This is a genomic window from Rhizobium sophorae (assembly GCF_013087515.1).
Taxonomy (GTDB): Bacteria; Pseudomonadota; Alphaproteobacteria; order Rhizobiales; family Rhizobiaceae; genus Rhizobium; species Rhizobium sophorae.
On record NZ_JABFCN010000028.1, the window covers coordinates 1 to 26,569 of the forward strand.

Below are 26,569 nucleotides of genomic sequence, written 5' to 3' on the forward strand. Positions count from 1 at the left end.
TGCCAATGCCAAAATAACCTTGACCAAGGCAATGCGATTAGACAACCGCTGCACACTTTGCGCGACATGCTTTGTCTCTCGCCGTGCAATGCTTGATCGCTATCGCCTATCGATCCAGATGCGGTCCGAAAAGTTCGAGATCGGCTTCACCAAGCCTGTCGCTAACCGTGTTCAGCTGGTGCCAATAGGGGTAGATTACCGGCGGCAGGCTGACCGCGTCGAGGCGCTTGCGCTCCTCGCCCGTGAGTTTCAGCTCGGCGGCGGCGATGTTGTCGCGGAACTGGGCTTCGGTGCGGCCGCCGATGATGACCGAGGTCACCGCCTTGCGGCCGATCAGCCAGGCGAGCGCAACTTGAGCGGCGGAAACGCCGCGCTCCTCACCGATCGCGACCAGCGTCTCGACGATATTCCAGAGGCGGTTCTCGTCGCGGATCGGCGGTTCGGTCCAGCCGGCGAACTGGCGCGTACCTTCGGGCGCTGCCTGGTTGCGGCGATGTTTGCCGGAGAGTAGACCGCCGGCCAGCGGGCTCCAGACCAGCACGCCGAGGCCCTGGTCGATCGAGATCGGCAGCAGTTCATATTCGGCGTCGCGGGCTTCCAGCGTATAGTGGATCTGCTGACTGACGAAGCGCTGGTACCTGTGCTCGTTGGCGATGCCAAGCGCCTTCATGATGTGCCAGCCGGAATAATTCGAGCAGCCGACGTAACGCACCTTGCCCTGCCTGATGAGGGTGTCGAGGGCTTCCATCGTCTCTTCCAGCGGCGTCTGGCCGTCCCATTCATGCACCTGGTAGAGGTCGATGACATCGGTCTTCAGGCGCTTGAGGCTCGCCTCGCATTCGCGGATGAGGTGGTAGCGCGACAGACCCTGGTCGTTCGGGCCGTCGCCCATGCTGAAGCGGGCCTTGGTGGCGAGCAACACGCCTTGCGGCCGCTTGCCGGAGAGCACATCGCCGATGATGTTTTCGCATTCGCCGTCGGAATAGGCATTGGCGGTGTCGATCAGGTTGATGCCGGCATCGATGCACATATCGATCATCTTTTTCGCCTCGGAGATGCCGAGATCGCCGACCATCTTCGCCCAACCGACGCCGCCGAAGGTCATCGTGCCCATGGTCAGTGTCGAAATCTTCAGGCCGGAACGGCCGAGCAGACGATATTCCATTGAAATTCCTCCTTATTGAAACGTGATTGACGTAGCGCATAGCCAGGCGATGGCAAATCGGCGGGTGTTCACGCCTGTGTGAGATCGCTTGCGCGCGAGGATACCAGATGATCGGCTTTTTCACAGAGTTGAAGACGACGCCAGCGAGGTTGGGGTGGGCTGCGGCGCGCTGTCACATCTCTGTCAACGACCCCTAATAAGGGAGGGGTATCGAAATCGAGGATCCTTCCCATGAAAACGATCGTTTCTGCCGCAGCACTTGTCGCCGCGAGCCTCTTTGCCATTCCGGCTACGGCCGCAAACCTCGTTCTCTACACCAGCCAGCCGAACGAGGACGCGCAGGCGACGGTCGATGGCTTCATGGCCGCCAATCCCGATATCAAGGTCGACTGGGTACGCGACGGCACGCCGAAGATCATGGCGAAACTCCAGGCCGAGATCCAGGCCGGCAACCCGGTTGCCGACATTCTCCTCATCGCCGACGTGGTGACGCTGGAGCGCCTCAAGCAAGACGGCAAGCTCTTGGCCTACAAGTCGCCGGAAGCTGCCCAATACGACGCCGCCCTTTATGACGCCGACGGCTACTACTACTCGACCAAACTGATCACCACCGGCATCATGTACAATACCTCGGCTGCGATGAAACCTGCGAGCTGGAAGGACCTGGCCAAGCCGGAAGCCAAGGGCCTCGTCACCATGCCGAGCCCGCTTGCCTCGGGTGCGGCCCTCATCCACGCCCAGACGCTTGCCGCCGTTCCCGGACTCGGTTGGGACTTTTACAAGTCGCTTGCGGAAAATGGCGCGATTGCTGCCGGCGGCAACGGCGCCGTGCTGAAGTCCGTCGCCTCGGGCGAAAAGGCTTATGGCATGGTTGTCGATTACCTGCCGATCCGCGAGAAGGCCAAGGGCGCTCCCGTCGAATTCGTCTTCCCCAGCGAAGGCGTTTCGGCCGTCACCGAGCCGGTCGGCATCCTCGCCAGCACCAAAAATGCCGATGCCGCCAAGAAGTTCGTCGATTACGTGCTCTCCGAAAAGGGCCAGGAAGGCTTCCTGAAACTCGGCTACATCCCGGCCCGCAACGGCATGAAGCTGCCGGAAGGCTTTCCGGCGCGCGACACCATCAAGGTCCTGCCGATCAAGGCGGCCGAAGCATTGAAGAATACCGACCAGGATCTCAAGGCCTTCTCGGGCATCTACGGCTCGAACTGATCCTTTCATGCACGGATACATCAAAACCGGAAACAGCCAGCCCGCCTGGCTGTTTCCTTTTGTCGTCATCGTCGTCCTGATCCTCAGCGTGCTGCCGCTCGCCCGCCTCGCCATGGTCGGAATAGCGGCCTTCGCCGATGGCGGCGTGATGACGGTTTTGAGCGAGACGTCGCTGTGGTCGGCGACCTATTATACGATCGTCACGGCCATTCTCGGCACGATCATCTCGCTCGCCGTCGGCTGCCTCTTCACCTTCCTGCTGACGCTGACCGATATCCGCGCCAAAGGGCCACTCAGCTTTTTCTTCGTGCTGCCGATGATGATCCCGCCGCAGGTGACGGCGCTTGCCTGGGTGCAGATGTCAGGCCCCTCCAGCCCGCTGCTGAAGGCGCTATCCGTCGCCCCGCCACTCGGCTCGCCGCAGCCGCTCTATTCGGTGGGCGGCATCGCGCTGCTTTATGGCGTGCAGCATGCGCCGCTGGTCTACCTGGCGCTTCGGGCCGGGCTGATGACGCTGCCGCGCGACGGCGTCGAGGCTGCACGGCTTTCCGGCGCCTCCAGCTTGCGGGTATTCCGCGATATCATCCTGCCGCTGTCGCTGCCCGGCATCATCGCGGGTGCGGCGATCTCCTTCGTCTCCTGCACCGGCAATTTCGGCATTCCGGCCATTCTCGGCATTCCGGCCTCGATCTTCACGCTGCCGACGCTGATCTTCACCAAGTTTTCCGCTTTCACCAGCCGCACCTTCGGCGATGTCGCCGTGCTCTCGGCGATCATCGCCATCATCTCGGTCGTCGGGTTGATGATCCAAGACCGGGCGCTGCGCGGCCGCGACTACCGCGTTATCGGGCTGTCGGGCGCGAGTGCGGCCTTCGAGCTCGGCGCCTGGCGCCTGGTTTTTACGCCGCTCGTCTGGGTGATCCTGTTCTTCATGCTGGCAGCACCCTTCTTCGCGCTGGTCGCCGGCGCGCTGGTGCCGGCCTATGGCGTGCCGCTCACTTTCAAGACGATGTCGCTGCATGCCTTTGAGGAGATCCTGTTCCGGCAGGCGGTGACGCGCACCGCCTTTATCAATTCGCTGTCGCTCGCCGGCGCGACTGCGCTTTGCCTCCTCGTTATAACGGTGCTCGCAGCCTACACGCTGACGCGGCGCAAGGATGCGGCTTCCCGCATCGTCTCCAGCCTGATCGAGATACCCTATTCGCTGCCCGGCATCGTCATGGCGGTTTGCTTCATCCTGGTGTTCGCAGCACCGATCCCGTTCCTGCACGTCTCGCTCTACGGCACGATCTGGATCATCCTGATCGCCTATTTCTCCTCGTTCTTCGCCGTCAGCTTGAAGCCCGTGGTCAGCGCCTTCCACCAGCTCGATCCGGCGCTGGAAGAGGCGGCGCGGCTTTCCGGCGCCGGCTTCTTCCGCCGGCTTGCCGATATCATCGTGCCGCTGGTCGCACCGGCCGCCGGCGCCTCGGTCATCCTGGTCTTCCTGATTGCCTGCAACGAGCTGACGATCTCGGCGCTGCTCTGGTCGGCGGGCACCCAGACGCTCGGTGTCGCCATCTACAATCTCGACGACAGCGGCAGCTCGGACCTTGCTTCGGCGCTCTCGGTGCTCGTCGTCCTCATGGTGGTCGTGCTGATGCTGCTGCTCGAACTTCTGGCGAAACGACTGCCGAAAGGAGTGGTCCCATGGCGAGGCTGATCCTCAACCAGCTCGGCAAGGATTTCGGCACCGGGCGCGCCGCCGTTAGCGGTTTTTCGCTCGACGTGCGCGAGGGCGGCTTCCTGGCGCTACTCGGACCTTCCGGCTGCGGCAAGACGACGGTGCTGCGCATGATCGCCGGTTTCGAGACGCCCACCGACGGCTCGATCCGTCTCGGCGAGTGGCTGCTTGCCGACTCCGCGCAGTCGCTGCCGCCGGAAAAGCGCAACATGGCGATGGTCTTCCAGTCCTATGCGCTCTGGCCACATATGAGCGTCGCCGACAATGTCGGTTATCCCCTCAAGGTGCGCGGCATATTAGGCGAAACCTACTGGGCGAAGGTGCGCGACGCGCTCGGCACCGTCCGGCTCGCCGACTATGCTGAACGGCGCCCGGCCGATCTCTCCGGCGGCCAGCGTCAGCGCGTGGCGCTTGCCCGCTGCCTGGTGACATCGCCCGACGTCGTTCTACTCGACGAGCCGCTTGCCAATCTCGACCGGCACCTGAAACAGGAGATGGAAGAGACTTTCCGCGAGTTCCACCAGCGCTCGGGTGCAACGATGATCTACGTCACCCACGACCAGAGCGAAGCAATGGCGCTGGCCACCGACGTCGCCGTCATGTCGGAAGGGCGGCTGCTGCAAGTGGCGGCGCCCGCCGAGATCTACGCACGGCCGGAAGGGCGCATCGTCGGCGGCTTGATCGGTCGAGGGGCCATTCTCACGCTGCCGGTCATGGGCGGCGAACGCCAACTGGAGTGGGACGAGCTGCAGGATGCGCTTCATGCCGCCAATACCGATGGCGCCGATATTCTGGTGCGGCCGGAGGATGTGGTCATCGGCGGCGAGGGGGCTCGGGCAATCGTCGAATCCGCGCTCTTCGAGGGCGAGCGTTATGCTGTGAAACTGACGCTCGGCAACGGCCAGACGCTGCGCGCCTTCAGCCGCGTGGCTGTCGTGTCTGGCGAGACGGTGCGCGTCGTCATCCGCGCCGGCTGGCGGCTTTGATAGAGGGCGTCGCTAGACTCGTACGGTGACATTCAAAAGCTGAAGCCCGATGAATCGTCGAGAAGAAGCATTCCCTTATTCGTCCAGCGGCCACCTAGGGGAGCTGGCTCAACCAGCCCGTAAGCGGCGAGAACCTCGACCGCCAGTTCGCCGGCATACATCGCCTTATGATTCAGATAGCCGTTGCCTTCGCTTATGTATTGTTCACACATCCACGCCAGCGCTTTCAGTATCTCTTTCTCTTCGAGGGTCATGACTCTTGAGGCTCCTGCGCACCTAGAATACACAATGAAATCAGAGGCTACATGACTTCAGCGATCACCGCCACCGTCTTGGGATTAATGGTGCGATGGTTTTGCGGCAACCCAGCCGGGCTTATTCGTTCTCCGAACATTGCCAGCGGATGACGCGGCAGCTGCCGGTTTGCTTTCTGCAACTGCGGATCGCCTGGCGCTGGGCCTCGCGGCCATCATTACCCCAGCCGGAGCCCCAGCCGCTGCGATGGCCGACGGCCACCGCGCCGCAACCGTTTCGGAACCAGATTGTGATGCGACAATCGTTGGCGCTGCTGTCGCAATTGCGCCGGGCAACGGTTTCGGCGTTGCCGCATAAGCATAGGACCAGCCGATGGCGCGGGTCGACGGCGAATAAGCAATGGCGCCATAGGTGTCGGCAAGGGCCAGGCCGGCGAGGGACGTCAGAACCGCAAACGATGCAAGAACCCGCTTCATGAAATGCCCCGCGCCGGAACGACGATTGTCCTGTACGGAGAACTGTCCGAGGCTTACGGCGGAATGGCTGCGGCCCAAGTCACAAGCAATCGCCCCTGGGGCTCCAAGAGGAGTGATTATCCGCATATTTCTTGGCCCTGCCATCTTTTCCCGCGGCTATTGACGGATAAGGTACTGGCCGCAACCGGATCCTTCCCATGTCGCTTCGCCTCGCCACCTTCAATGTCGAAAATCTTCTCACCCGTTTCGATTTCACCGGTTTCCGAAACCAGCTGCGCCAGGACCGCGTCATCAAGCTTTTCGAGGTGTCGAGCGAGGGGGTCTATCAGCAGCTCGAGCAGGCGCGGGTGATTGCCGCGACCGACGACACGCGGCAGATGTCGGCCCTTGCGATCGCCGACGCTGACGCCGATATCCTCTGCCTGCAGGAAATCGACAACATGGCTGCCCTTCAGGCCTTCGAATACGGCTATCTCTTCCGCATGGTCGGAAACGGCTACCGGCAGAAATACCTGGTCGAGGGCAATGACAGCCGCGGCATTGATGTTGCCGTGCTGATGCGCGAGGAAACGCGCGACGGCCAGAAGATCGAGCTCAGGGATATCAGAAGCCATGCGATGACGACCTATCGCGATCTCGATCTGTTCAATGAGGAGCTGGCGCTCACCAACCGCATCGACGACAAGATCTTCAAGCGCGACTGCCTGGAGCTCGACCTTCTGATCGGCGGCCGGCCGTTTTCGCTCTACGTCGTGCATTTCAAGTCGATGGGCAATCCGCGCGACGGGCTGGACGGGCGGCAATCGACGATGCCGATCCGCCGCGCCGAGGCGCGCGCCGTGCGCCGCATCATCGAGGATCGCTTCGGTGCGGAGCAAGCCGGTACGAAGAGCTTCGCCATCTGCGGAGACATGAACGATTATCAGGAGCGTGTCGATGTCATCGGCCGCCGGGGCACCGGTTATCGCTTCGAACATCAGAACGAGACCGAAAGCGCGCTCGACCTTTTCAGTAGCGACGGCTTTGCCGAAAATGTCGTGCGCCGCCGCGAACCCCTCGACCGCTGGACGCTCTATCACGCGCGCGGGCCGCAGGAGCAGTGGCTTTGCCAACTCGACTATCTCTGGCTTTCGCCAGCACTTGCCGCCCATAATGCCGGCCGCCTGCCCGAAATCATCCGCAGCGGCCAGCCCTACCGCACCATCTTCCCGCCGGGGCAGGAGGTGGAGCGTTATCCGCGCACCGGCTGGGACAGGCCGAAGGCGTCCGATCACTGCCCCGTCGTCATGACACTGGATCTCCCATGAGAGCGAACATGAAAACCAATTTGAACATGAATTTTCCGAACAGCGATTTTTCCGATGATTTCGCCGGCTGGCCCCCTGAGGCCACCGTCTTCCCGATCACCGGCGTCGATCTGCGCATCCTGCCCGGTCCCCATCCCTTCGTCGCCGCCGAAGAAGCGGCGATCCGGGAGAACTGGGTCAGGGAGACTGCTGCCAATCCGGCGCTGTTCGACGGGCGCATGGTGTTCCAGCGGTTGGTATCGCTCGGTGAAGACGGGATTACCGGGGAGGGTCATGTCATACCCTTTTCCGCCTTCATGTGGTGGCGTCGGCAGCCGCAGCGCCAGGGCGGCATTCACATCTTCGCCTATCCGGTGCTCGAGACTTCCGACGGCGCACTAGTGGCGATCCGCATGGGCGCCCATACGGCCAATCCCGGCCAGGTCTATTTCGCCGCCGGCTCGCTGGAGCCGGAGGATATCGTCGACGGGCGTTGCGACATCGAGGCGAACATGCGCCGCGAGGTCCATGAGGAGACCGGGCTCGATCTTGCCGAATCCGTCGCGGGTGAGGGGCTGTTCGCCACCCATAACAAGCGCACGGTGACGCTGCTGCGGCTTTTCCGCTTCGACATGACGGCGGACGAGATGATCGAGCGGATTGAGCGGCATATGCTCGTCGCCGAGGACCAGGAGATCGCGGGCGCGGTGGCGATCCGCTCGGCCGATCCCTCCGCCCATTCCTATAACATCGCCATGTTGCCTGTGATCGACTGGTATTTCGGTAAGGCCGAGCGGAGTTGATGTATGCCGCCCAAAGCCATGTAGCGTTTCGGAATAACGACACGCATCACGTAAAGATCGCAAGCGCGTCGTGTGAATCCGGTTGACGTGACGCGTTTTAGCGCCTTGCACTCGCTCGCATGGTCGGGCAGGTTGGCGGCGCGATGACGATTCAAGGAGGCCGATGTGGCGCGAAGCTACAGCGTCTATGACGTGTTCACCGATCGAAAGCTTGCGGGCAATCCGCTGGCGGTGATCTTCGACGGAGACGATCTCAGCGACGAGGCGATGCAGGCGATCACCCGGGAGATCAATCTCTCCGAGACGGTCTTCGTGCAGCCTTCGACCAATCCCGCCTATGCGGCGCGGCTGAGGATATTCACGCCGGGGCGCGAGCTGCCCTTTGCAGGCCATCCGACGGTTGGCACGGCGGTGGCGCTGGCCGAACGGGCGCATGGTGCTGCGACGCGCGATCTTGTCTCGGTGCTCGAGGAAAATGTCGGGCCGGTGCGTTGCGCGGTGCGGCTGAGAGAGGGGGAGGCGAGCTTTGCCGAATTCGACCTGCCGCGCAAATCGCAGCCGGCCATCATGCCGCTCGACAAGCTCGGCATCGCCGATGCGCTATCGCTGAAGGTGACCGAGATCGGCTTCGAAAATCACGTCCCGTCGATCTGGAGCGCCGGCGTTCCCTTCCTGCTCATTCCGGTGCACGATGTCGGAGCCACGCAGCGGGTGGAATTCGATCCGCAACTCTGGGAAAAGATCGTGCCCTTCGTCGATGGCGCGCTTGCCTCGGCTTATGTCTATTGCCGCGGCGGCGTCAACCACGTGGCGAAGTTCCATGCGCGCATGTTCGCAAGCGGCATGGGTATCGTCGAAGATCCGGCTACCGGTTCGGCGGCAGCCGCACTCTCCGGCGCAATCCACCATTTCGACCGGCTGACGGACGGGCATCATCCGATCATGATCGAGCAGGGGGTCGAGATGGGCCGGCCGTCCTTCATCCACCTGCATATCGATGTCGACAGCGGGGCGATCTCCAACGCGCGGATCGGCGGCCAGGCAGTGCGGCTGGCCAGCGGAACGCTCGACCTTTGATTTGATCAGCGCCAAGGACGCTCTATCACGTTGAATCCGCGCATAATCCTTTCCGAAAATCGATTCCGACTTTCGGGGTTATGCGCTGCATTTCAGCCATGCCGAAAAATCTTCGCGATTAACCAAAGAAATTTCGCCGATGCGCTGGACAAGCCTGCCGATCCTGTTTATACGCCCCGTCACACCGCGCAGCCAAGCGCGAACGGGTGATTAGCTCAGTTGGTAGAGCAGCTGACTCTTAATCAGCGGGTCGTAGGTTCGAGCCCTACATCACCCACCAAATTTCTTGAAAAGATTGATATATTCGAACTCAGGCCGGATTTTCCGGCCTGCCGGAAACTGTTCTCGAAGCGAGCGGCATGGTTGGCGCCGTGCGCAGGACTGGCCACTTCGGTCGTGCGCCCTATCTCCCTTTCGCGTATCGGGGAGGGGTCTATGAGAAGCGTTATTTTTGCCGTCGCATTGTCTCTGCCGTTGCCTGCCTTTGCCGCAGGCGTCATGAACGTCAAAGCGAGCGAGCATAGCTGCAGCGAGCTTACGCAGATCATCCGCCAGAACAAAAAGGTCTTTGTCCGCGTCGGTTTCGGCGGCCGCAGTTTCCGTTATCCGCCCGCCCAATGCAGCATGGGCGATAAGCGCAGCACCACCAGTTTGCGCGATGCAGGTGGAAAACAGTGCATCCTTGATTATACCTGCGTCTTCGACCCTGCCTCGCCCTATAATTTTCCCTAGACGCTTCCGTCTAGAGAAGGGGCGGCGTCGATCAACTTCAGGCGGCGCCAACCGGGCAATGCAAGGTGTCTGCGTCCAAACGTCGGTTTCATGGCCGGCATCGTAGGCCAAACATCTTAATGGATCGGGATGTAGCGATGCCCTCGCAGGAGCAGTAGCGAAGGAACGTCCCGTCCACCTGGACTTCGCTGCCTCAGAGAGCCGGCTCTGTTGGTCGCTCACTCGATAATGTCCGCTTCGACGCGCTGCGCTGTCGAGTGTGCCGGAGACATAAGGGCATGGCTGTGCTTAGCCGATAATTCGGACGGTTCCCGCACTGGTGGCACGTGGTGCGATGCCCTACCTTCGCTCTCTCACATTCAGGAGTTTCCATGAAAAGCGTTGTTCTGGCCGTCGCACTGTTGTTTCCGTCCGTCGCTCTTGCCGTCAAGGCAGCGGAGGTCAATGCCAGGGATCACAGTTGCGAAGAGCTTGCGCAGATCATCCGCAAGGACAAGGCGGTTTTTGTCCGCATGGGCTTTGGCGGCCGCAGCTTCCGTTATCCGCCGGCGAGGTGCAATCTCGGCGACAAGTACGACACCGCAAGAGTAAAGGATGCCAATGGCAAGCTCTGCCTCCTCGACTACGAGTGCGTGTACGATCCGCAGTCCTTCTATAACAGGATCCCCAAATAATATCCCGTTCTAAGCGTTGCCAATAGGGTCAAGAAAAAGGCCGGGCGAAGCTCGCACCGACCTTCCTCGATCGGTCTCGATAACGGCTGCCAGTACATCCGTGGTCAGCCGTCAGAGACAGATTCTAGTATCCCTAAAATAGGGTTTACTTAAAAATCTTCAAGAGCTCGCAGCAGAGAGGAAGCCGGCACTGGGCCGGCTTCCTCTGGCCAAACAGCGGTTACTGCTGGGCGGGGGCAGCCGGCGGAGTGGCCGGTGCTGGTGCCGGTGCGGGCGTTGCGCTGTTGTCGGTCGGAGCGATCGGCTTGGCCGGCGCCGGCTCTGATTGGGTTGTGGAGGCTGTCGTGTCCGGGGATGTGCCGGGGGTGCTCCACTGCGAATAGGCGAATGCAGCGACAGCGATCACGGCCAATGCAGCGACCCAGACAACCCAAGTATTACTGCTGCGCGCGCTCGGCGTGGTGCGCAGATCCAGATTTGGGTTCAGCGGGCGGTTCGGGTCGTTGGCATTATTGGGGTCGTACGTCATGGTACTTTCTCCTCTTTCGGTGACAGAAGAATGCCGAAGTGGGCATTTTGTTCCGTTCTGGGCCGAAGCACTTGTGCTGATTGGCTTTTCCTACTCGTCATTCTCGCTTTACTGGCGCTCCGTGCATTCGCGGCTTTGCCGCTCACCCCTCATCTGCTTGGGGGCGACCGGCTGAGACCCTGTGGTAGACCTGCCGGCTGACAGGCCGCCGGTGCGGACGGTAAGCCGCCATGGCGCAATGCGCTTGACACCACGGGGTCTGTTTGCGAATGATTTCTGCATGGGGTCGCGATCACCCCACGAGGCGTCATGCTGAAGAATCGCGTCCAGTAAAACCGATCAACGGAGGGACGCGTCATGCCGTCATTTCTCGAAATTTCTCCCGACAAGCTCAATCGCCTTATCGGAACCCCCGGTGCGCCTTGCATTATCGACGTTCGCACCGAGGAGGACTTCGCGCTCGATCCGCGCCTGGTGCCGGGCTCGATCCGGCGGGGCCATGCCGAGGTCGGGTCCTGGGCGGGCAGCGTCAATGCCGGTGCCGTCGTCGTGGTCTGCCAGAAGGGCAGCAAGCTCAGCCATGGCGTTGCCGCCTACCTGCGCCATGCCGGGATCGACGCCGAGAGCCTCGAAGGCGGCTTCGAAGCCTGGGTCACAGGTGGACTGGTTGTGCCCGAGGAGAAGCTGCCGCGCCGCGACGCGGAGGGACGCACCGTCTGGGTGACGCGGGCGCGGCCGAAGATCGACCGCATCGCCTGTCCCTGGCTGATCCGGCGCTTCGTCGATCCGAACGCCGTATTCCTGTTCGTGCCGGCGCCCGAGGTTTTGGCAGTCGGCGAGCGCTTCGCGGCGGTGCCCTTCGATATCGAAGACGTGTTCTGGAGCCATCGCGGCGAATTATGCACTTTCGACGTCATGATCGAAGAGCTCGGGCTAGCGTCTGAACCGCTTCTGCGCCTGGCGCGGATCGTCAGGGCGGCGGATACCGCAAGGCTCGATCTTGCCGCCGAGGCGGCGGGCCTGCTTGCGGCGTCGCTAGGCCTCTCCAGAATGTACTCCGACGATCTGGAGCAACTCGAGGCGGGGATGCTTCTCTACGACGCTTTCTTCCGCTGGTGTCGCGACGCAACCGAGGAAACCCACAACTGGCCCGCTCCAAAGAAGAGGGCATGAGATGGTCGAGATGACAGGAAATGCGTCCGCCGGCGAGATGGTGGAAAAAGACACAGGCAAGGAACATCATCACGGCGTCTCGTTTGGCGAGGCTTTCCGGATCTGGCTGCGGATCGCTGCCCTGAGCTTCGGCGGCCCGGCTGGCCAGATTGCCGTCATGCACCGAATCATCGTCGACGAGAAGCGATGGATCGGCGAGCATCGTTTCCTGCACGCGCTGAACTATTGCATGCTGCTTCCCGGCCCCGAGGCACAACAACTCGCCATCTATATCGGCTGGTTGATGCACCGGACTGTGGGTGGTCTCGTTGCCGGCATTCTGTTCGTGCTGCCGGGATTTCTGTCGATTCTCGGTCTCAGCTACATTTATGCCGCCTTTGGCAACGTCGCCATCGTCGCCGGCCTGTTCTTCGGGCTGAAGGCGGCAGTGCTTGCCGTCGTCGTGCAGGCTGTCATCCGCATCGGCGGGCGGGCCTTGAGGAATAAGGTCATGGTAACGATTGCGGCCGCGGCCTTTGTCGCCATCTTCTTTCTTCATGTGCCGTTCCCGCTGATTGTGCTCGCTGCCAGCATTATAGGTTTTTTCGGCGGCCGGGCCGGGATCGCCGCCTTCAGGACTGGTGGCGGACACAAGGCGGGCAGCGGGGCGGTGTTGTCGGATGCCGATTCAGCGCTGGGCGAGGACATACCGGCGCATGCTCGTCCAAACCTCGCCTGGTCGTTGCGCATGTCGAGCGTGTTGCTTGCCCTCTGGCTCGTCCCGGTCGCCGGGCTCTACGCATTCGTCGGGCCGGACAGCGTCTTTGCCGAAATTGGCCTGTTCTTCAGTAAGATGGCCGTCGTGACCTTCGGCGGGGCCTATGCCGTGCTTGCCTATGTCGCACAGGAGGCCGTGCAGCATTTCGGCTGGCTGAAACCCGGCGAGATGCTAGATGGTCTCGGCATGGCCGAGACGACGCCGGGACCGCTGATCATGGTCGTGCAGTTCGTCGGCTTTATGGGCGCCTACCGCGATCCCGGATCGCTGGATCCCATGCTAGCCGGCACGTTGGCGGCGATGCTCACGACGTGGGTCACCTTTGTGCCCTGTTTTCTCTGGATCTTCCTCGGCGCGCCGTTCATCGAAAAACTGCGCGGCAACATCGCGCTCGCCGGCGCGATGTCGGCCATAACAGCGGCGGTGGTCGGGGTTATCCTCAACCTCGCTATCTGGTTTGCCCTGCACACGCTGTTTGCAGAGGTTGCGACCGTTCACCTTGGCGGGTTGCGGCTCGATATTCCGGTGCTGCGATCGGCCGTGCCGGCGGCAATGGCGCTGTCTGCCGCCGCGGCGATAGCGATCTTCCGCTTCAAGGCTTCCGTGATCGCGACGCTGCTAGCCTGCGCAGCCGCGGGAATGCTCTGGACGCTGGCGGTGAATTAGGCCTCCGCCCCATCGGTGGAAATGCGCGTCGCGAGCATCTTGTCGATACGCATGCCGTCCATGTCGAGCACTTCGAAGCGCCAGTTGTCGAAGACGAAGGTTTCGCCGGCTTCGGGGATGTGCTGGAGTTGATGCAGCGCGAAGCCCGCCAGCGTATGGAAATCGGCATCCGGACGATCGCGCAGGCCCAGCCGTTCGAAGGCGTCGAAGGCCGGCATCATCGCATCGATCAGGAGCGAACCGTCTTCCCTGACGACGATATCGGGCTCTTCGTTGGATCCCGGCAGGTCGCCGGCGATGGCTTCGAGCAGGTCGGTCTGGGTGACGATGCCTTCGAGGCTACCATATTCGTCGATGACGATGGCGAGGCGAACGGGTGAGGCCTTGAAACTGTCGAGCACGCGGACGACCGAGGTGCCCTCATGCAGCACCAACGGCTGCTTGATCACCTCCATCGGCCGGACCTTGCCGCCGTCAAGAACCTGGTCGAGAAGGTCTTTCTTCAACACCATGCCGATCGGCTCATCGATCGAGCCCCGGGCGACCAGCAATTGTTCGTGGCTGCATTCGCGGATGGTCTTCAGGATTTCGGCCTCGCTGTCGTCGGCGTCGAACCATTCGATGTCGAGACGCGGGGTCATGATGTCGGAGATCGGCCTGTCGCCGATATTGAACACCCGCTCGACGAGCTGCTGCTGCACCTGGTTGAGAAGGCCGGCCTCCTGGCTCTCGGCGACCAGCAGCTTGAGCTCCTGCGGCGAATGGAACGACGATTCGCCGGTTCCGGCGCGAAGGCCGACGCCCCGCAGCACCATGTTGCCCATGCCGTTCAGGACAAAGATCGCCGGCTTGAACAGCACCAGGAACAGACCGAGCGGGCGCACCACGGCAAGCGAAGTGGCCTCGCTGCGCTGAAGCGCCAGGCTCTTCGGCGCGAGCTCGCCGAGCACGATATGAAGTGCTGTAATGATGACGAAGGCGATGACGACGGCAACAGTATGCGCGCCCGCCGTCGCCCATTGCCCGGGCAACCAGGACAGCAGCGGCTCGATCAGGTGTGCAAGCGCCGGTTCTCCAACCCAGCCGAGCGCGAGCGACGAGATGGTGATGCCGAGCTGCGTGGCTGCAAGGTTGGAGTCGAGATTGTCGACGGCGCGCTGAAGTGCCGAGGCGTTCATGCGGCCTGCCGCAGCGAGTTCGGCGACGCGGCTACGCCTGACCGACACCAGGGCGAATTCGGCGGCAACGAAGAAGCCATTGGCGGCGACGAGAAGAAACACGGCTAGTATCCCAACATAGTCGGAGAGCCCGCCGGCGGAATCGGACATGTTTTCCCTGCCTTCGAATTGATGGGAATCCGAAACTACACGCTCGCACACCGGTGGCAAGGCGCTGCTGATATTCTCGCGGCAGGAGCTCGCTATGATCGACAAGCGCCGGTGTGCGGATGCGGAGCGCAAGTTGTGTCGCGAACCGCATGATCAGGGTCATGCGTGTTGATGTGGAGCGCAAATAGGTATGGCGAATGACGTAACTGGCGTCGCGCCATTCATCGCTTGGGCGCCTCGAAGAGCTCGATCGGGTTTCCGGCCGGATCATCGAGCAGGATTTGCTTGCCACCCATGCCTTGCACGATCTCGTTGCGGAAACGCGCGCCGGCCTGACGCAGCGCTGCGACCTCCGCTTCCAAGTCGGCGACTTCGATCTGGATGCGATTCCAACCGCCGGGCTCCGGCTTTCGCCCATCTGGCATTGTTTGAGACGCTCCGCCAGGTCCCGTCATGCCGCTGACCAGCAGGCGAAAACCGTCCCTGGTCAGGATGGCGAAGCTAGGGGCGGGACGAAGCGCGACCGAGAAGCTGAGATGTCTCGTGTAGAATTCCACTGCGGCGTCGACGTCGTGGACGATGTAACGCATGCTGATACCGGGCATGTTTTCCTCCATTGTGGTCTTCGTTGTCTTGATCTGATCGTCCCCTCGCGGGACATGCAGAATTCTCCTGTTCCTAAAATGCGTCGCTTCGAATTCGATTATGCGCCCGTTTCAAGTTTATGCATCTCGTTATGCCAAATCGCGAGCACCTCTGGGCGATAGATATGATATCGAATGGAGGGCATGCCGCCCGCCGGCCGCCATCAGCAGCAACCCTCCACGGCGGCGTCTTCCAGGCGATGGGCACAGGAAGGGCGCGCCGTCCCAGCCTCATCCTCGGATGCCCGCAACTATCTTTTCTTCAATCCCGCCCCGATGTGCTGCCAAGGGCTTCCAAGGACGAACTGGCCGGCCGCGCCGATGCCCCATCTGTGGCGATAGAATATTCGCCATCGTGTATAAGTTTAATCTAAAATATAAACTTCGACCCGTAGCTATCGGATTTCATTACAAAAGTTTAATTTTTATTTCAGTTTCGGTTCATCTTTTCGGCCCTAGTTTGGTCACGTGCCCAACATGAGGACCCCACATGAAAAAGATTTTTGCAGCTCTTCTTTCCGCCTCCTTCCTTCTGTCCCCGATGGTTGTTTCCCAGGCCAGCGCCGACGATCATCGCCGTCCGCCGATCGTCGTGCAGAAGAAGGTGGTCGTCAAAAAGACGGTCGTCCGGTCGCATTGGAAGAGGGGATACCGCGTCAATGCCGGCGAGCGTCGCCGGTTCTCCAATGTCAACGACTACCGCCGCTACCGGCTGGCGCCTCCGCCCCGCGGTTATCGCTGGGTGCGGGCCGATAACGATTACCTGCTGATCGGCGTCACCAGCGGCATCATCTCCAGCGTTATTGCCGGTCGCTGATCGGTCGTTAGATCAGGAAAGGGCGGCTTCGGCCGCCTTTTTGATTCTGGGAGGGCGTGTAGCAGTTTCGCGCCCATCCTCCTCTTCTTCAGCTGACGGCGGCGATGACCCGCTTCAGGGTTGCCTGCGGGACGGAATGACCCGTTCAGCAATGATGTCGAGAAAACCTCTTGGTCTTCCGACTTCAGCGTCGGTACCCTCCTCGTGCGTAAGTGGATGAAGCCCTTCGATTGGCGGCAGCGGTTCGCATTCGGTACAGACGCAGAGAGTGCGTTTGATTGCCTGCGCCTTCATGCCGCCTGCCTGTTCCAACTGGCGAAAGGATCGGGCAGGTCGCGCCAGTGCTCGGGCGCGAAGGCGTCTGTCCTGATAAGACAGGCGTCGAGTTCCTTCCTGATCCAGGCTTCGTCCATGGGATCGGCACCGATGAAGACGATTTCCTGGCGGCGGTCGCCCCAGACGGGGTCGAGATAGGGGCCGATGGCGCGTATGAAGGCCGGTTCCTCAGGCCATTGTTCGCGCGGCACTGCCGCCCACCAGAGGCCCATCTTGCCGGTGCGCACGATTGCGCCCGCCTGGCTGATCTCGCCGACATAGTGCGGGCGCGTCGCCAGCCAGAAGAAGCCTTTGGTGCGCACCACGCCTGGCCATGTCCGATCGAGGAAGGTCTGCAGCTTTGCCGGATGGAAGGGCCGCTTCTCGCGATAGACGAAGGAGCGAATGCCATATTCCTCGGTCTCCGGCACGTGATCGCGGAAACCGTGCAATTCCTTGTACCAGAGCGGATGGGTCTCGGCCTTGTCGATATCGAAGCGGCCGGTGCCGAGCACGTCTTTCAGGGCGACCTTGCCGAAATCCGCCTCGATCAGCTTCGCATCCGGGTTGAGGCCGGTGACGATCTTGCACGCGGCGTCGCGCTCTTCCTTGGTTGCCGTGCCGATCTTGTTCAGCACCACGACGTCGGCGAATTCGATCTGCTCGACCAGCAGGTCGACGATTGTTCTGTTGTCGCCGTCGCCGGCCGTTTCTCCGCGGTCGGCGAGGAAATCGGCCGAGGCGTAATCGGCAAGCAAATTGGCGGCGTCGACGACGGTCACCATGGTGTCGAGCCTGGCGACGTCGGAAAGGCTTTGGCCATTCTCGTCGCGAAATTCGAAGGTGGTGGCGACGGGCAGGGGCTCGGCGATGCCGGTCGATTCGATCAAGAGGTAATCGAAGCGGCGCTGATCGGCGAGCTGGCGGACCTCCTTCAACAGGTCGTCACGCAGCGTGCAGCAGATGCAGCCATTGGTCATCTCGACCAGCTGTTCCTCGGTGCGCGAGAGATTGGCGCCGCCATCCCGCACCAGCGCGGCATCGATATTCACCTCGCTCATGTCGTTGACGATAACGGCGACGCGGAGGCCCTCGCGATTGGCGAGGACGTGGTTGAGCAGCGTCGTCTTGCCGGCGCCGAGAAAGCCTGAAAGCACCGTGACCGGAAGCCTGTTGTCCATGGGAACCTCATTGATATATATGTTATATCATTACATTTGGTGTGCCGAAAAAAAAGGCGGAACGGGGTCATCCGCCTCTTTCCGCCTCAGCTCTCTCCGCGAGACCGCGCGGCAATCATGCGCCGGAGAGGCAAGCCTTCATGCTGCCGGCGATGCCGCGCATGAGGGTGAAGTAGAGATCGGGGCCGGCCTTCAGCGTCGCCGCTTCCGGATCGAGCACGCCTGACTTGGCTTTCGTGCCTTCGGTGACGACCTTGACGAGGCGCGGCTCGAACTGCGGTTCGGCAAAGACGCAGGTTGCGCCGAGTTCGCCGACCTTGCGGTGGATTTCAGAGACGCGCTCGGCGCCGGGAATAGTTTCCGGACTGACGGTGATCGAGCCGGCGACGCGGATGCCGTAGCGGTGCTCGAAATATTGGTAGGCGTCATGGAAGACAACGAAGGGCTTGTCCTTGACGGGGGCGACGGTGGCGGCAATCTCCTTGTCCAGCGCCGTCAGTCTATCATCAAGCGCCTTGGCATTGGCCTGGTAGGTCAAGGCATTGGCGGGATCGGCGGCGACCAGCGTCGTGGTGATTACCGCGGCCATCGCCTTCGCATTCATCGGATCGAGCCAGAGGTGCGTGTCGAAGGCGCCGTGCCCGTGGTCATGTTCTTCATGATCATCATGATGGGCGTGGCCGCCATCATGTCCGGGTTTGGTGGCATCGTGATCATGATCATGATCGTGATCATCGGCGGAGGCGCTGTCGTGGTCGGCGTCGTCATGCGACTCGAAGGCGCCGCCTTCGCGGAAGGGCAGCTTGGTCAGATCAGGCGCCTTGTCGAGCTCGACGACGCTGGCGTTCGAGCCTAGCGCCTCGAGCGGCTTTTCCAGGAAAGCCTCCAGGTTCGGGCCGACCCAGAAGACGACCTTCGCCTCCTGCAGGGCACGCGCGTTCGATGGCTTCATGCTGTAAGTATGCGGGGAGGCGGCGCCATCGACGATCAATTCAGGTTCGCCGACACCCTGCATGATCGCCGAAACCAGCGAATGGATCGGCTTGATCGAGGTGACGACGACGGGCGCACCGGCTGCCTGCATGGTGCCGGAAAAGAGCAGGGTGGGGATCGCCAGGACCGGGATTGCGAGGGCCGGCATTCTGAGGGCCAAGATTTTGAGGGCAGGCCCCAAGGCGCGTTTCATCAATATGCTCCGCTTGAATTGCAGTCGTTATGTTATTACATCAATTGCGTTATGCTATAACGTGTGCAATAGCAGGACGCAACAGCACTTTCGGAAAATTTGATGCTCTCTCCCGCAAAGACCCCCGCTGGTATCAGGGCCGAACCGCTGGTTTCGCTTGAAGATGTCGGCATTCTGCGCAACGGCCGCTGGCTGGTGCGGGGTGTCGATTTTTCCGTCTCGCGCGGCGAGATCGTCACGCTGATCGGGCCGAACGGCTCGGGCAAATCGACCAGCGCCAAGGCGGCGATCGGTGTGTTGAAGCCCGACGAGGGCAGGGTGGAGCGCAGGGCCGGCCTCAAGGTCGGCTATGTCCCGCAGAAGCTTACGATCGACTGGACCCTGCCGCTTTCGGTGCGCCGGCTGATGACGCTGACCGGACCGCTGCCGGAGCGCGACATGCTCTCGGCGCTCGAATCCGCTGGCATCGCTCACATGCTCGATGCCGAAGTGCAGCATCTTTCCGGTGGCGAATTCCAGCGGGCGCTGATGGCTCGCGCCATTGCCCGCAAGCCGGATCTGCTAGTGCTCGACGAGCCGGTGCAGGGGGTCGATTTCTCCGGCGAGATCGCCCTCTACGACCTCATCAAGTCGATCCGCAATGCGACGGGCTGCGGCATCCTGCTGATCTCGCACGACCTGCATGTCGTCATGGCCGAGACCGACACCGTCATCTGCCTCAACGGACATGTCTGCTGCCGCGGCACGCCTGAATCCGTCAGCCGCAGCCCGGAATATGTGCGCCTGTTCGGCAGCCGGGCGGCGCAGACGCTGGCCGTCTACAGCCATCACCACGATCATACGCATCTGCCGGACGGTCGGGTGCAACATGCTGACGGCACGGTGACCGATCATTGCCACCCCGACGACGGCCATCACGCGCATGACGGCAGCCATGCGCACGCACATGAGCATGGGCATGCCGGTCATGAACATGGTCACGATCATACCGACCATGCCCATCCGCACGCGCATGCAGCAGGAGAGCGCCATGTTTGACGATTTCTTCGTGCGTGCCATCCTTGCCGGCGTCGGCCTGGCGGTGACGACGGGGCCGCTCGGCTGCTTCATCATCTGGCGGCGCATGGCTTATTTCGGCGATACAATCGCTCATTCGGCGCTGCTGGGCGTCGCACTGTCGCTGCTCTTCGAACTCAACCTGACATTGGCCGTCTTTGCCGTCGCCGCCCTTGTGTCGGTGCTGCTGCTCTTCCTGCAGAAGCGCCAGGCGCTGTCTGCCGATGCGCTCCTCGGCATCCTCTCGCATGCGACATTGGCGATCGGCCTCGTCATGGTCGCCTTCATGAGCTGGGTGCGGATCGACCTCATCGCCTTCCTGTTCGGCGATATCCTTGCCGTTTCCACCACCGACATCGCGCTGATCTGGGGCGGCGGGCTGTTCGTGCTCGTGGCAATGGCCTGGCTCTGGCGGCCGCTCTTGGCTGCGACCGTCAATGCCGAGCTCGCCGAGGCCGAGGGGCTGAGGCCCGAGCGGGCGCGGCTGTTCTTCATGCTGCTGATGGCCGTCGTCATTGCCATTGCCATGAAGATCGTCGGCATCATGCTGATCACCTCGCTGCTGATCATTCCGGCGGCTGCGGCGCGGCGCTTCTCGCCGACGCCGGAGATCATGGCGGTGCTCGCCTCGCTGATCGGGGCGGCGGCCGTCGTCGGCGGGCTGTTCGGCTCGCTCACCTACGACACGCCCTCCGGCCCCTCGATCGTCGTGGCAGCGCTGATCCTCTTCATTCTCAGCCTGCTTCCCGTCAGGCGCCACCGCGCGGTCATGCAAGGAAAAGGCTCATGACGACACCGCAATTGACCAAGAACCAGTCGCTGGTCTTCGACGTGCTTGAAAAGGCCGAAGGGCCGCTCAGCGCCTACACCATCCTCGACAAGCTGCGCGACCACGGTTTTCGCGCGCCGCTGCAGGTCTACCGGGCGCTGGAGAAGCTGCTCGAATATGGCGTGGTGCACCGGCTCGAAAGCATCAACTCCTTCGTCGCCTGCGCCCATCCGGGCGACGATTGCCACAGCCACGGCATCGTCGCCTTCGCCATCTGCGAAAGCTGCGGCCAGGTGACGGAGTTCCACGACCACGAGGTCGACCACCGATTGATGGAGTGGGTGCGCGGGCAGAAGTTCAAGCCTGAAAAGACGACGATCGAGATCCGCGGATTGTGCGAGGCCTGCGCGGCGTAAGCTTCGTTTGCGTTCGCTACGCGATCGCCTCGCGCTCACCGAAAGGCTCGTCGTCATCAAAGTCGCGGGGGCCGATTTGGTTGTTCTGCCTTTCTTCGCCTTCTTCCGTTCTTATGATAGCGCATTCCGCTTTCTTTGCCTGAGAATCCAAGCCAGGGGCGATCGCGTGTCGAAAACCGAACTCGCGGATATATACCGCGGCTACATCGCCTGCTTGAACAGGCAGGACTGGCCCAATCTCGGGCAGTTCGTCAGCGACGATGCGGTTCATAACGGCCGGCGGCTCGGGCTGCCGGGTTACGTCGCCATGCTCGAGCGGGACTTCGATGAGATTCCCGATCTCTATTTCAATGTGCTGATGCTGCTTTGCGATCCGCCATACATCGCCTGCCGGCTCGGCTTCGATTGCAGGCCGAAGGCAAAATTCCTTGGCCTCGATGTGAACGGCAGGCGCCTTTCCTTCACCGAGAACGTCATCTATGAATTTCGCGGCGGCAAGATCGTCGAGGTCTGGTCGGTCATCGATAAAGTGGCAATCGAAGCCCAGCTTCAAGGTGGGCAGAGGCCCAACGAGATGGAATGATTGGCGTATTCGATGCAGAGAGCCTTGTCCCTCGTGACAAGCACGACATTGCCGCTCTTTTTGGTATCGAGAGCGCTGGTTATCCTGCGATCGCTCCGATCCTGGATGACTTGCTGGCGTGGACCGCGGACGGCAACTGGCCTATTGCCCAACCCCTGGCTCGTTTTCTAGTCACACTTGGAATGCCAATTGTTGATCCGCTGTTGCGCGTTCTCCGAGGAAAGGACTCCTCTCAAAAGTATTTCTGCTTTCAACTGATTGTCGAAAAACTGTCGGTCGAAGTTCTTCGAGCGCTTGAGAACGACCTCCAGAGGCTGGTAGATCGACCGAGCAAGACGGACCAGTTGGAAGGGGTGGACGAGTTGGCCCGTGAAGCGCTGCAGCTTGCATTCATAGCGTCTGGCAGCGCTTTTGATCAGATGATGGCGACGCGCTCGCCGAAGGGCGTATCGTCGTCGAAATTCCGGGTGCCGATCCGATCGCCTTCGCCTGACAAGACCGGCTGTTGCGCCTGTTCGCCGGCCTCTTCCCGGTCGTCCGATGCAGCATGCCCGTGCCGCTTTTGCGGATGCTCCTCGTTTTCGACGATCAGATCCGCGTGCGGGATGAGACTGTTTGCGGCCTCCTTCTCCACGGCCTTCTTCGTTGCCAGCTGGTCGGCGGTGATCTGCGACTGGCGGGCGGCGACCCAGGCATTGTCTGGTTCGGAGCCGATCGAGGTGCTGGTGCCGACCTTCGTGGGCTCGGACCCAGCGGTGGCGGAGATGGGGTTGATCGCGTCGACCATGAGATTCTCCTGGTGGAACAGGATGATTTAGGCCTGATCGGTCTAAAACCAGAATCCTGTTCTAAATTAAAGAGTTAGAGCATGATGTCATCCGAAAACCGCTTGCACTTTTCGGCATCATGCTCATGGCGAACCGGCGAACCAGCCGCCCGCTTTCCGGGATGAAAACGGCGCGGTCTTCGGGCCAATCAGGGAGACATATCGAGCCCGCGCCGAAAAACACAAGGGGACATTGACGTGACTACCACCTCGGACAATGACGAAATCGGTAGCAGGTTGCGGGAAATTCGACGAAGAATTGTGTGCGCAAGGGGGTGCTCGACGCGTGGTTAATGTAAGAATCGGAAACACTTTGTGACTAAGTGTCTCCAAAAGCAGCGTTTTTTGACTTGCTGCGCGCGAAGACATGACGGATATTGTTTAAACGTTGAGGAAGCCGTCATGATTAGAATGATTGAAAACCCTGCCGAACTGGCTGGCGAAGATATCACCGGCAAATATATTCTCCGGAGGCTGAACTATCACTGGTTCGCCTACGGCAAGGCGGCTATCGTAACCGCCTGCAAGGGAACGATCCTGCAGCTTGAGCGGGAAGAGACGGTCTATTCCGAGCGTTGGGGACGTCGCGCCTATACGGGCACCGGAAGACGCTATCCCGGCGGTATCTGTCCGATTTCTGCGGTCGCCTGCGTTTGCGATACGCCCGACGATGTCAATGCCGTCATTCAGCTGGATGTCGAAGCGCAGGACGAATTCTATCAGCTGATCGCCAAGGCGGAAGCGAGGGTTCAGGCGCTTGCCTCATCCTCACGAAACAGCCAATTTCTCGAAGCCGCCGAGTAAGGCGATTTTTTCAATGAAATCCGCCATGTGCAGCGTCCTTCTGCGCGTCTAAAAGGACGCGCGGCGTTGTAATGGAACGGAGAGCGATCATGACGCAGCGGGACATCCGGCCCGGTCACTCATTCGCCGCGGCACCATCGCTTGGATCGCTCGCCATCACCATTGCCGTCATGTTTGACGCGCTGTTTGGGCCCGCCGGCACGCTCGATTGGCCGCGCGGCTGGATTTTTCTCGGCCTGTTCCTTGTGCTGACCGTTGTCGCAATCATCTGGATCTGGCGGACGAATCCGGAGCTGTTTGCGGCGCGTAGCCGATACCAGAAGGGTACCAAATCCTGGGACGCCGTGGTGGCGACGCTGACGATCATTCTCTTTGCCGCCATTCTTCCGGTCGGCGCATTCGACGACGGACGGTTCCACTGGGCGCCGCAGCCCGATTGGGTCGTGTTTATCGGCTATCTCCTGATGACATCAGGTTATCTCGGCCTGACCTGGGCGCAATCGGTCAACCGGCATTTCGAACCGACCGTGCGCATTCAAACCGACCGCGACCACAAGGTGATCGACACCGGACCCTACGCCGTAATCCGCCATCCCGGATACGCAACCGCCATCGTGCTCAGCGCCGGCATGGCGCTGTCGCTTGGATCGCTCTACGCGCTGATCCCCGCCGGCCTGCTCGTCGTCGTCCTCTTCGGCCGCACACTCGGCGAGGAAGCCGAACTGCGCGAGGGCCTCGAAGGCTATGCGGACTATATGGCGCGTGTGCGCTGGCGGTGGATTCCGGGCGTGTGGTGAGCGGAGTGGATGCTTCGCCACCCGCCGCTGCGTTACCCAATCACCCGATCTGCCTGAGATCCCTGGCGAAGCGTTGCCAGTTGGCGACGTAGTTTTCTGCCGAGCGACGGATGGCTTCGATTGCCGCCTCGTCGAGCCCGCGCACTGCGCGGGCAGGTGCGCCGACGATCAGGGAGTTGTCGGGGAATTCCTTGCCCTCCGTAACCAGCGCATTGGCGCCGACGAGGCAGTTGTTGCCGATCTTCGCACCATTGAGGATGGTCGCGCCCATGCCGATCAGCGTGTTGTCGCCGATGGTGCAGCCGTGAAGGATGGCGTGATGACCGATGGTGCAGCCGTTTCCGATCGTCAGCGGGAAGCCCATGTCCGTATGGGCCATCACGCCTTCCTGGATGTTGGTGCTTTCGCCGACGCTGATCGGCTCGTTATCGCCACGCAGCACGGCGCCGAACCAGATGCCGACATTCTCGCCGAGTTCGATCTGGCCGATGATGTTGGCATCCGGGGCGATCCAATAGAGGCCGGCGGCGGGCAGGTTCGGCGTCGATCCGCCAAGCGCGTAGACAGGCATTGCTCTCTCCTCAGACGACCTCGACCGATAGGGTGGCGACGCCGTCGATGCCGCAATTGATGCGATCGCCCCTGGCCACCGCGCCGACGCCGGCGGGCGTGCCCGTCATGATGATATCGCCGGGTGCGAGAGTGAAGAGCTTCGACAGTTCGGCGATGATCTCCGGTACCTTCCAGATCATCTGGTTGAGATCGCCGTCCTGCATGCGCTTGCCGTTCTGTTCCAGCCAGATCCTGCCTTCCGCGGGGTGGCCGAGGCGGCTTGCCGGAACGATTAGGGAGATAGGGGCGGAATGTTCGAAGGCCTTGCCAACCTCCCAGGGACGACCAAGCTTCTTTGCCTCGCCCTGGAGGTCGCGGCGGGTGAAATCGATGCCGACGGCGTAGCCATAGACGCAGTCGAGCGCGTCCGCGGCCTCGATGTTTGCGCCGCCTGATTTCAGCGCCAGCACGCATTCGACTTCGTAATGTACGTCATTCGACAGCGACGGATAGGGAAAGGCCTTGCCCGCCGGCAGCAGGTTATCGGCATTCTTCTGGAAGAAGAAGGGCGGCTCGCGACTGGGATCATGGCCCATCTCGATCGCATGGTCGGCATAGTTGCGCCCGACGCAATAGACGCGGCGCACCGGAAAACGCTCGGCGCTGCCGTCCACCGGCAGCAGTACCGGTGCTGGACGCGGAATGACGGTGGCGGGATGGGGCATTGGCGGGTTCTTCCTGTTTCGAGTCTTGCTTTGCGGGTCATCTTAGACGGAAATCGGCGCGTCGGGGAAGCTTCCTTGGCCGGCGCATTGACGCTATCACTATCCAGCGGTATCGTTACCGCCATGAGCAGGACTCTTGCAGTTTCGACGACGTCTACGACCACCGCATCGCGGTGGGTGGTAGACGCGTGAACTGAATTCCGTTCATTGCTGCTAAGACCAACCCGCCGGAAACGAGCGGGTTTTTTGTTCCCGCTCGTTTCCCGTATTCGAGGACGAGATCGTGGACGATATCCAGAAACATGTTCTTGCGGAGCGGGCGCTGGCCGTCGCCCGCCACTGCATCGCCAGCCGCTATGCCGGGGCCGCATTCGCCTATGTCGCCGGCTCCATCATGCGCGGCGAGGGCACCGTCTTTTCGGATATCGATCTCGTCGTGGTGTCCCCGTCGCTCCAAAGAGCTTGGCGGGAGTCGTTCACCGCAGATGGTTTTCCGGTCGAGGCCTTCGTCCACGATCCGCAGACGCTGGCGCACTACCTCCATCAGGACGCAGACAGCGGCTATCCCATCATGGTCAACATGGTCGCGACGGGCAGCATTTTGGGACCGGATATCGACAGCGCAGGTGTCATCCAGGCAAAGGCGGCAAGTATGCTGGCGGCAGGACCGAAACCTCTTGCCGGGGCAGACTACGACATGCTGCGCTACCAGGTCACCGATTTGGCCGATGATCTGCGCGGTACCCGCCCGCCCGAAGAGATCGCCGCCGTCGCCGCGCTGCTCTACCAGAAGCTGGCCGACCTGATTCTGCTCGGACGCGGCGCATGGACCGGCCGCGGAAAATGGGCGCCGCGCCTCATGAGGAAGCTCGATGCGCAACTGGCAGCCGAGCTGGACGCGGCGTTCAGACTGGCGGCAGCGGGCGACGGCGCCCGATTTCTGGCTTTGGCCGATCGGGAGCTTGCCCTGCATGGCGGCCGCTATTTCGAGGGTTTCAGGCAGGATGCACCGCTGGAAGCGCGCCGCCTGGAATAGTATCGATTTACGTTGGCTGCATT

The 26,569-nt window shown here is 61.5% G+C and carries 32 protein-coding genes, 1 tRNA gene and 1 pseudogene; 21 read left to right on the forward strand and 13 right to left on the reverse strand.

Features of this window, described 5'->3' with window-relative positions:
- Window positions 1-106: 106 nt before the first annotated feature.
- Window positions 107-1,165 carry an aldo/keto reductase gene (locus G9X64_RS15670; RefSeq protein WP_168313634.1) on the reverse strand — a complete coding sequence of 353 codons (1,059 nt, stop codon included), beginning with the start codon at window positions 1,163-1,165 and terminating at the stop codon, window positions 107-109.
- A 231-nt stretch (window positions 1,166-1,396) separates the two neighbouring features.
- Between G9X64_RS15670 and G9X64_RS15675 the strand changes: the two genes are divergently transcribed.
- From G9X64_RS15675 to G9X64_RS15685, 3 genes are read left to right on the forward strand one after another with little or no spacing between them, the layout of a single operon-like run.
- Window positions 1,397-2,374, forward strand: coding sequence for an ABC transporter substrate-binding protein (locus G9X64_RS15675; protein ID WP_168313633.1), 978 nt, complete (start codon window positions 1,397-1,399; stop codon window positions 2,372-2,374).
- A 7-nt stretch (window positions 2,375-2,381) separates the two neighbouring features.
- The gene (locus G9X64_RS15680; protein WP_171376896.1) at window positions 2,382-4,076 is read left to right on the forward strand and encodes an ABC transporter permease; all 1,695 of its coding nucleotides are present in this window, start codon (window positions 2,382-2,384) and stop codon (window positions 4,074-4,076) included.
- On the forward strand, window positions 4,064-5,083 hold the full coding sequence (locus tag G9X64_RS15685; protein ID WP_171376897.1) for an ABC transporter ATP-binding protein: 1,020 nt from the start codon (window positions 4,064-4,066) through the stop codon (window positions 5,081-5,083). Before G9X64_RS15680 ends, G9X64_RS15685 begins: the two co-directional genes overlap by 13 nt.
- Window positions 5,084-5,115: 32 nt before the next feature.
- On the opposite strand, the gene G9X64_RS15690 is transcribed toward G9X64_RS15685, so the two are convergent.
- Genes G9X64_RS15690 through G9X64_RS15695 form a run of 3 tightly spaced genes read right to left on the reverse strand, consistent with a single transcriptional unit; the run spans window position 5,116 to window position 5,797 of the window.
- Window positions 5,116-5,337, reverse strand: a complete 222-nt coding sequence (locus tag G9X64_RS15690; protein ID WP_017988887.1) for a hypothetical protein — start codon at window positions 5,335-5,337, stop codon at window positions 5,116-5,118.
- A gap of 47 nt (window positions 5,338-5,384) precedes the next feature.
- Window positions 5,385-5,519, reverse strand: a complete 135-nt coding sequence (locus G9X64_RS37015) for a hypothetical protein (RefSeq protein ID WP_280526517.1) — start codon at window positions 5,517-5,519, stop codon at window positions 5,385-5,387.
- The gene (locus tag G9X64_RS15695) at window positions 5,459-5,797 is read right to left on the reverse strand and encodes a DUF4189 domain-containing protein (RefSeq protein ID WP_312864052.1); all 339 of its coding nucleotides are present in this window, start codon (window positions 5,795-5,797) and stop codon (window positions 5,459-5,461) included. The genes G9X64_RS37015 and G9X64_RS15695 overlap by 61 nt, the downstream gene beginning before the upstream one ends.
- A 214-nt stretch (window positions 5,798-6,011) precedes the next feature.
- Here G9X64_RS15695 and G9X64_RS15700 point away from each other — a divergent pair, with 214 nt between their 5' ends.
- From G9X64_RS15700 to G9X64_RS15725, 6 genes are all read left to right on the forward strand, one after another.
- On the forward strand, window positions 6,012-7,121 hold the full coding sequence (locus G9X64_RS15700) for an endonuclease/exonuclease/phosphatase family protein (RefSeq protein ID WP_168312916.1): 1,110 nt from the start codon (window positions 6,012-6,014) through the stop codon (window positions 7,119-7,121).
- Between the two features lie 8 nt (window positions 7,122-7,129).
- Window positions 7,130-7,903, forward strand: a complete 774-nt coding sequence (locus G9X64_RS15705; RefSeq protein WP_168312915.1) for an NUDIX hydrolase — start codon at window positions 7,130-7,132, stop codon at window positions 7,901-7,903.
- 165 nt (window positions 7,904-8,068) lie between these two features.
- On the forward strand, window positions 8,069-8,980 hold the full coding sequence (locus G9X64_RS15710) for a PhzF family protein (protein WP_168312914.1): 912 nt from the start codon (window positions 8,069-8,071) through the stop codon (window positions 8,978-8,980).
- A 204-nt stretch (window positions 8,981-9,184) separates the two neighbouring features.
- Window positions 9,185-9,260: transfer RNA gene (locus G9X64_RS15715), tRNA-Lys, on the forward strand.
- A 155-nt stretch (window positions 9,261-9,415) separates the two neighbouring features.
- Window positions 9,416-9,712 (forward strand): hypothetical protein, encoded by a 297-nt coding sequence (locus G9X64_RS15720; RefSeq protein ID WP_171376898.1) that lies wholly within the window; start codon window positions 9,416-9,418, stop codon window positions 9,710-9,712.
- 371 nt (window positions 9,713-10,083) lie between these two features.
- Complete coding sequence (locus tag G9X64_RS15725) at window positions 10,084-10,386, forward strand: hypothetical protein (protein ID WP_171376899.1); 303 nt, start codon at window positions 10,084-10,086, stop codon at window positions 10,384-10,386.
- A 220-nt stretch (window positions 10,387-10,606) separates the two neighbouring features.
- Here G9X64_RS15725 and G9X64_RS15730 read toward each other — a convergent pair whose 3' ends face one another.
- Window positions 10,607-10,915, reverse strand: coding sequence for a hypothetical protein (locus G9X64_RS15730; RefSeq protein ID WP_003541169.1), 309 nt, complete (start codon window positions 10,913-10,915; stop codon window positions 10,607-10,609).
- 357 nt (window positions 10,916-11,272) lie between these two features.
- Here G9X64_RS15730 and G9X64_RS15735 point away from each other — a divergent pair, with 357 nt between their 5' ends.
- Both G9X64_RS15735 and chrA read left to right on the forward strand, forming a co-directional pair.
- Window positions 11,273-12,088 (forward strand): chromate resistance protein ChrB domain-containing protein, encoded by an 816-nt coding sequence (locus G9X64_RS15735; protein ID WP_171376900.1) that lies wholly within the window; start codon window positions 11,273-11,275, stop codon window positions 12,086-12,088.
- Window position 12,089: 1 nt separating this feature from the next.
- Window positions 12,090-13,511 carry a chromate efflux transporter gene (chrA, locus tag G9X64_RS15740; protein ID WP_171376901.1) on the forward strand — a complete coding sequence of 474 codons (1,422 nt, stop codon included), beginning with the start codon at window positions 12,090-12,092 and terminating at the stop codon, window positions 13,509-13,511.
- On the opposite strand, the gene G9X64_RS15745 is transcribed toward chrA, so the two are convergent.
- Together G9X64_RS15745 and G9X64_RS15750 are read right to left on the reverse strand one after the other, a co-directional pair.
- A complete protein-coding gene (locus G9X64_RS15745; protein WP_168312909.1) occupies window positions 13,508-14,839 on the reverse strand; it encodes a hemolysin family protein in 1,332 nt (443 codons plus the stop codon). The two genes, chrA and G9X64_RS15745, sit on opposite strands and share 4 nt — an antisense overlap.
- A gap of 221 nt (window positions 14,840-15,060) precedes the next feature.
- Complete coding sequence (locus tag G9X64_RS15750) at window positions 15,061-15,444, reverse strand: VOC family protein (RefSeq protein ID WP_171376902.1); 384 nt, start codon at window positions 15,442-15,444, stop codon at window positions 15,061-15,063.
- A gap of 183 nt (window positions 15,445-15,627) precedes the next feature.
- Here G9X64_RS15750 and G9X64_RS37290 point away from each other — a divergent pair, with 183 nt between their 5' ends.
- Both G9X64_RS37290 and G9X64_RS15760 read left to right on the forward strand, forming a co-directional pair.
- Window positions 15,628-15,825 (forward strand): excisionase, encoded by a 198-nt coding sequence (locus G9X64_RS37290; protein ID WP_205919961.1) that lies wholly within the window; start codon window positions 15,628-15,630, stop codon window positions 15,823-15,825.
- A gap of 148 nt (window positions 15,826-15,973) precedes the next feature.
- Window positions 15,974-16,300: an RcnB family protein gene (locus tag G9X64_RS15760; RefSeq protein WP_168312906.1), complete on the forward strand. Its 327-nt coding sequence runs from the start codon at window positions 15,974-15,976 to the stop codon at window positions 16,298-16,300.
- A gap of 114 nt (window positions 16,301-16,414) precedes the next feature.
- On the opposite strand, the gene G9X64_RS36575 is transcribed toward G9X64_RS15760, so the two are convergent.
- The 3 genes from G9X64_RS36575 to znuA form a co-directional block, all read right to left on the reverse strand.
- A complete protein-coding gene (locus tag G9X64_RS36575; protein ID WP_168312905.1) occupies window positions 16,415-16,594 on the reverse strand; it encodes a hypothetical protein in 180 nt (59 codons plus the stop codon).
- A complete protein-coding gene (zigA, locus tag G9X64_RS15765; protein WP_168312904.1) occupies window positions 16,591-17,796 on the reverse strand; it encodes a zinc metallochaperone GTPase ZigA in 1,206 nt (401 codons plus the stop codon). The genes G9X64_RS36575 and zigA overlap by 4 nt, the downstream gene beginning before the upstream one ends.
- Window positions 17,797-17,911: 115 nt before the next feature.
- A complete protein-coding gene (gene znuA / locus G9X64_RS15770) occupies window positions 17,912-18,880 on the reverse strand; it encodes a zinc ABC transporter substrate-binding protein ZnuA (protein ID WP_376766401.1) in 969 nt (322 codons plus the stop codon).
- Window positions 18,881-19,084: 204 nt separating this feature from the next.
- Here znuA and G9X64_RS15775 point away from each other — a divergent pair, with 204 nt between their 5' ends.
- From G9X64_RS15775 to G9X64_RS15795, 5 genes and pseudogenes are all read left to right on the forward strand, one after another.
- Window positions 19,085-20,020: an ATP-binding cassette domain-containing protein gene (locus G9X64_RS15775; protein ID WP_168312902.1), complete on the forward strand. Its 936-nt coding sequence runs from the start codon at window positions 19,085-19,087 to the stop codon at window positions 20,018-20,020.
- A complete protein-coding gene (znuB, locus tag G9X64_RS15780) occupies window positions 20,013-20,828 on the forward strand; it encodes a zinc ABC transporter permease subunit ZnuB (protein WP_171376904.1) in 816 nt (271 codons plus the stop codon). The genes G9X64_RS15775 and znuB overlap by 8 nt, the downstream gene beginning before the upstream one ends.
- Entirely contained in the window at window positions 20,825-21,223 is a 399-nt protein-coding gene (locus tag G9X64_RS15785; protein WP_011652680.1) for a Fur family transcriptional regulator, read from the forward strand. The genes znuB and G9X64_RS15785 overlap by 4 nt, the downstream gene beginning before the upstream one ends.
- 166 nt (window positions 21,224-21,389) lie before the next feature.
- Window positions 21,390-21,806 (forward strand): ester cyclase, encoded by a 417-nt coding sequence (locus G9X64_RS15790; protein WP_168312900.1) that lies wholly within the window; start codon window positions 21,390-21,392, stop codon window positions 21,804-21,806.
- Window positions 21,803-22,126, forward strand: a pseudogene (locus G9X64_RS15795) (DUF5071 domain-containing protein); the annotation flags it as partial. The gene G9X64_RS15790 and the pseudogene G9X64_RS15795, both read left to right, overlap by 4 nt.
- Before the next feature lie 95 nt (window positions 22,127-22,221).
- Here G9X64_RS15795 and G9X64_RS15800 read toward each other — a convergent pair.
- On the reverse strand, window positions 22,222-22,593 hold the full coding sequence (locus G9X64_RS15800; RefSeq protein ID WP_168312899.1) for a hypothetical protein: 372 nt from the start codon (window positions 22,591-22,593) through the stop codon (window positions 22,222-22,224).
- Between the two features lie 441 nt (window positions 22,594-23,034).
- On the opposite strand from G9X64_RS15800, the gene G9X64_RS15805 reads away from it, so the two are divergent.
- Both G9X64_RS15805 and G9X64_RS15810 read left to right on the forward strand, forming a co-directional pair.
- Window positions 23,035-23,436 (forward strand): hypothetical protein, encoded by a 402-nt coding sequence (locus tag G9X64_RS15805; RefSeq protein ID WP_032992435.1) that lies wholly within the window; start codon window positions 23,035-23,037, stop codon window positions 23,434-23,436.
- An 89-nt stretch (window positions 23,437-23,525) separates the two neighbouring features.
- Complete coding sequence (locus tag G9X64_RS15810) at window positions 23,526-24,233, forward strand: methyltransferase family protein (protein WP_205917707.1); 708 nt, start codon at window positions 23,526-23,528, stop codon at window positions 24,231-24,233.
- Between the two features lie 40 nt (window positions 24,234-24,273).
- Here G9X64_RS15810 and G9X64_RS15815 read toward each other — a convergent pair whose 3' ends face one another.
- Entirely contained in the window at window positions 24,274-24,804 is a 531-nt protein-coding gene (locus G9X64_RS15815; RefSeq protein WP_168312897.1) for a gamma carbonic anhydrase family protein, read from the reverse strand.
- Window positions 24,805-24,814: 10 nt separating this feature from the next.
- The gene (locus tag G9X64_RS15820) at window positions 24,815-25,510 is read right to left on the reverse strand and encodes a fumarylacetoacetate hydrolase family protein (protein ID WP_168312896.1); all 696 of its coding nucleotides are present in this window, start codon (window positions 25,508-25,510) and stop codon (window positions 24,815-24,817) included.
- Between the two features lie 283 nt (window positions 25,511-25,793).
- On the opposite strand from G9X64_RS15820, the gene G9X64_RS15825 reads away from it, so the two are divergent.
- Window positions 25,794-26,546 (forward strand): nucleotidyltransferase domain-containing protein, encoded by a 753-nt coding sequence (locus G9X64_RS15825; protein WP_171376905.1) that lies wholly within the window; start codon window positions 25,794-25,796, stop codon window positions 26,544-26,546.
- Window positions 26,547-26,569 lie beyond the last annotated feature (23 nt).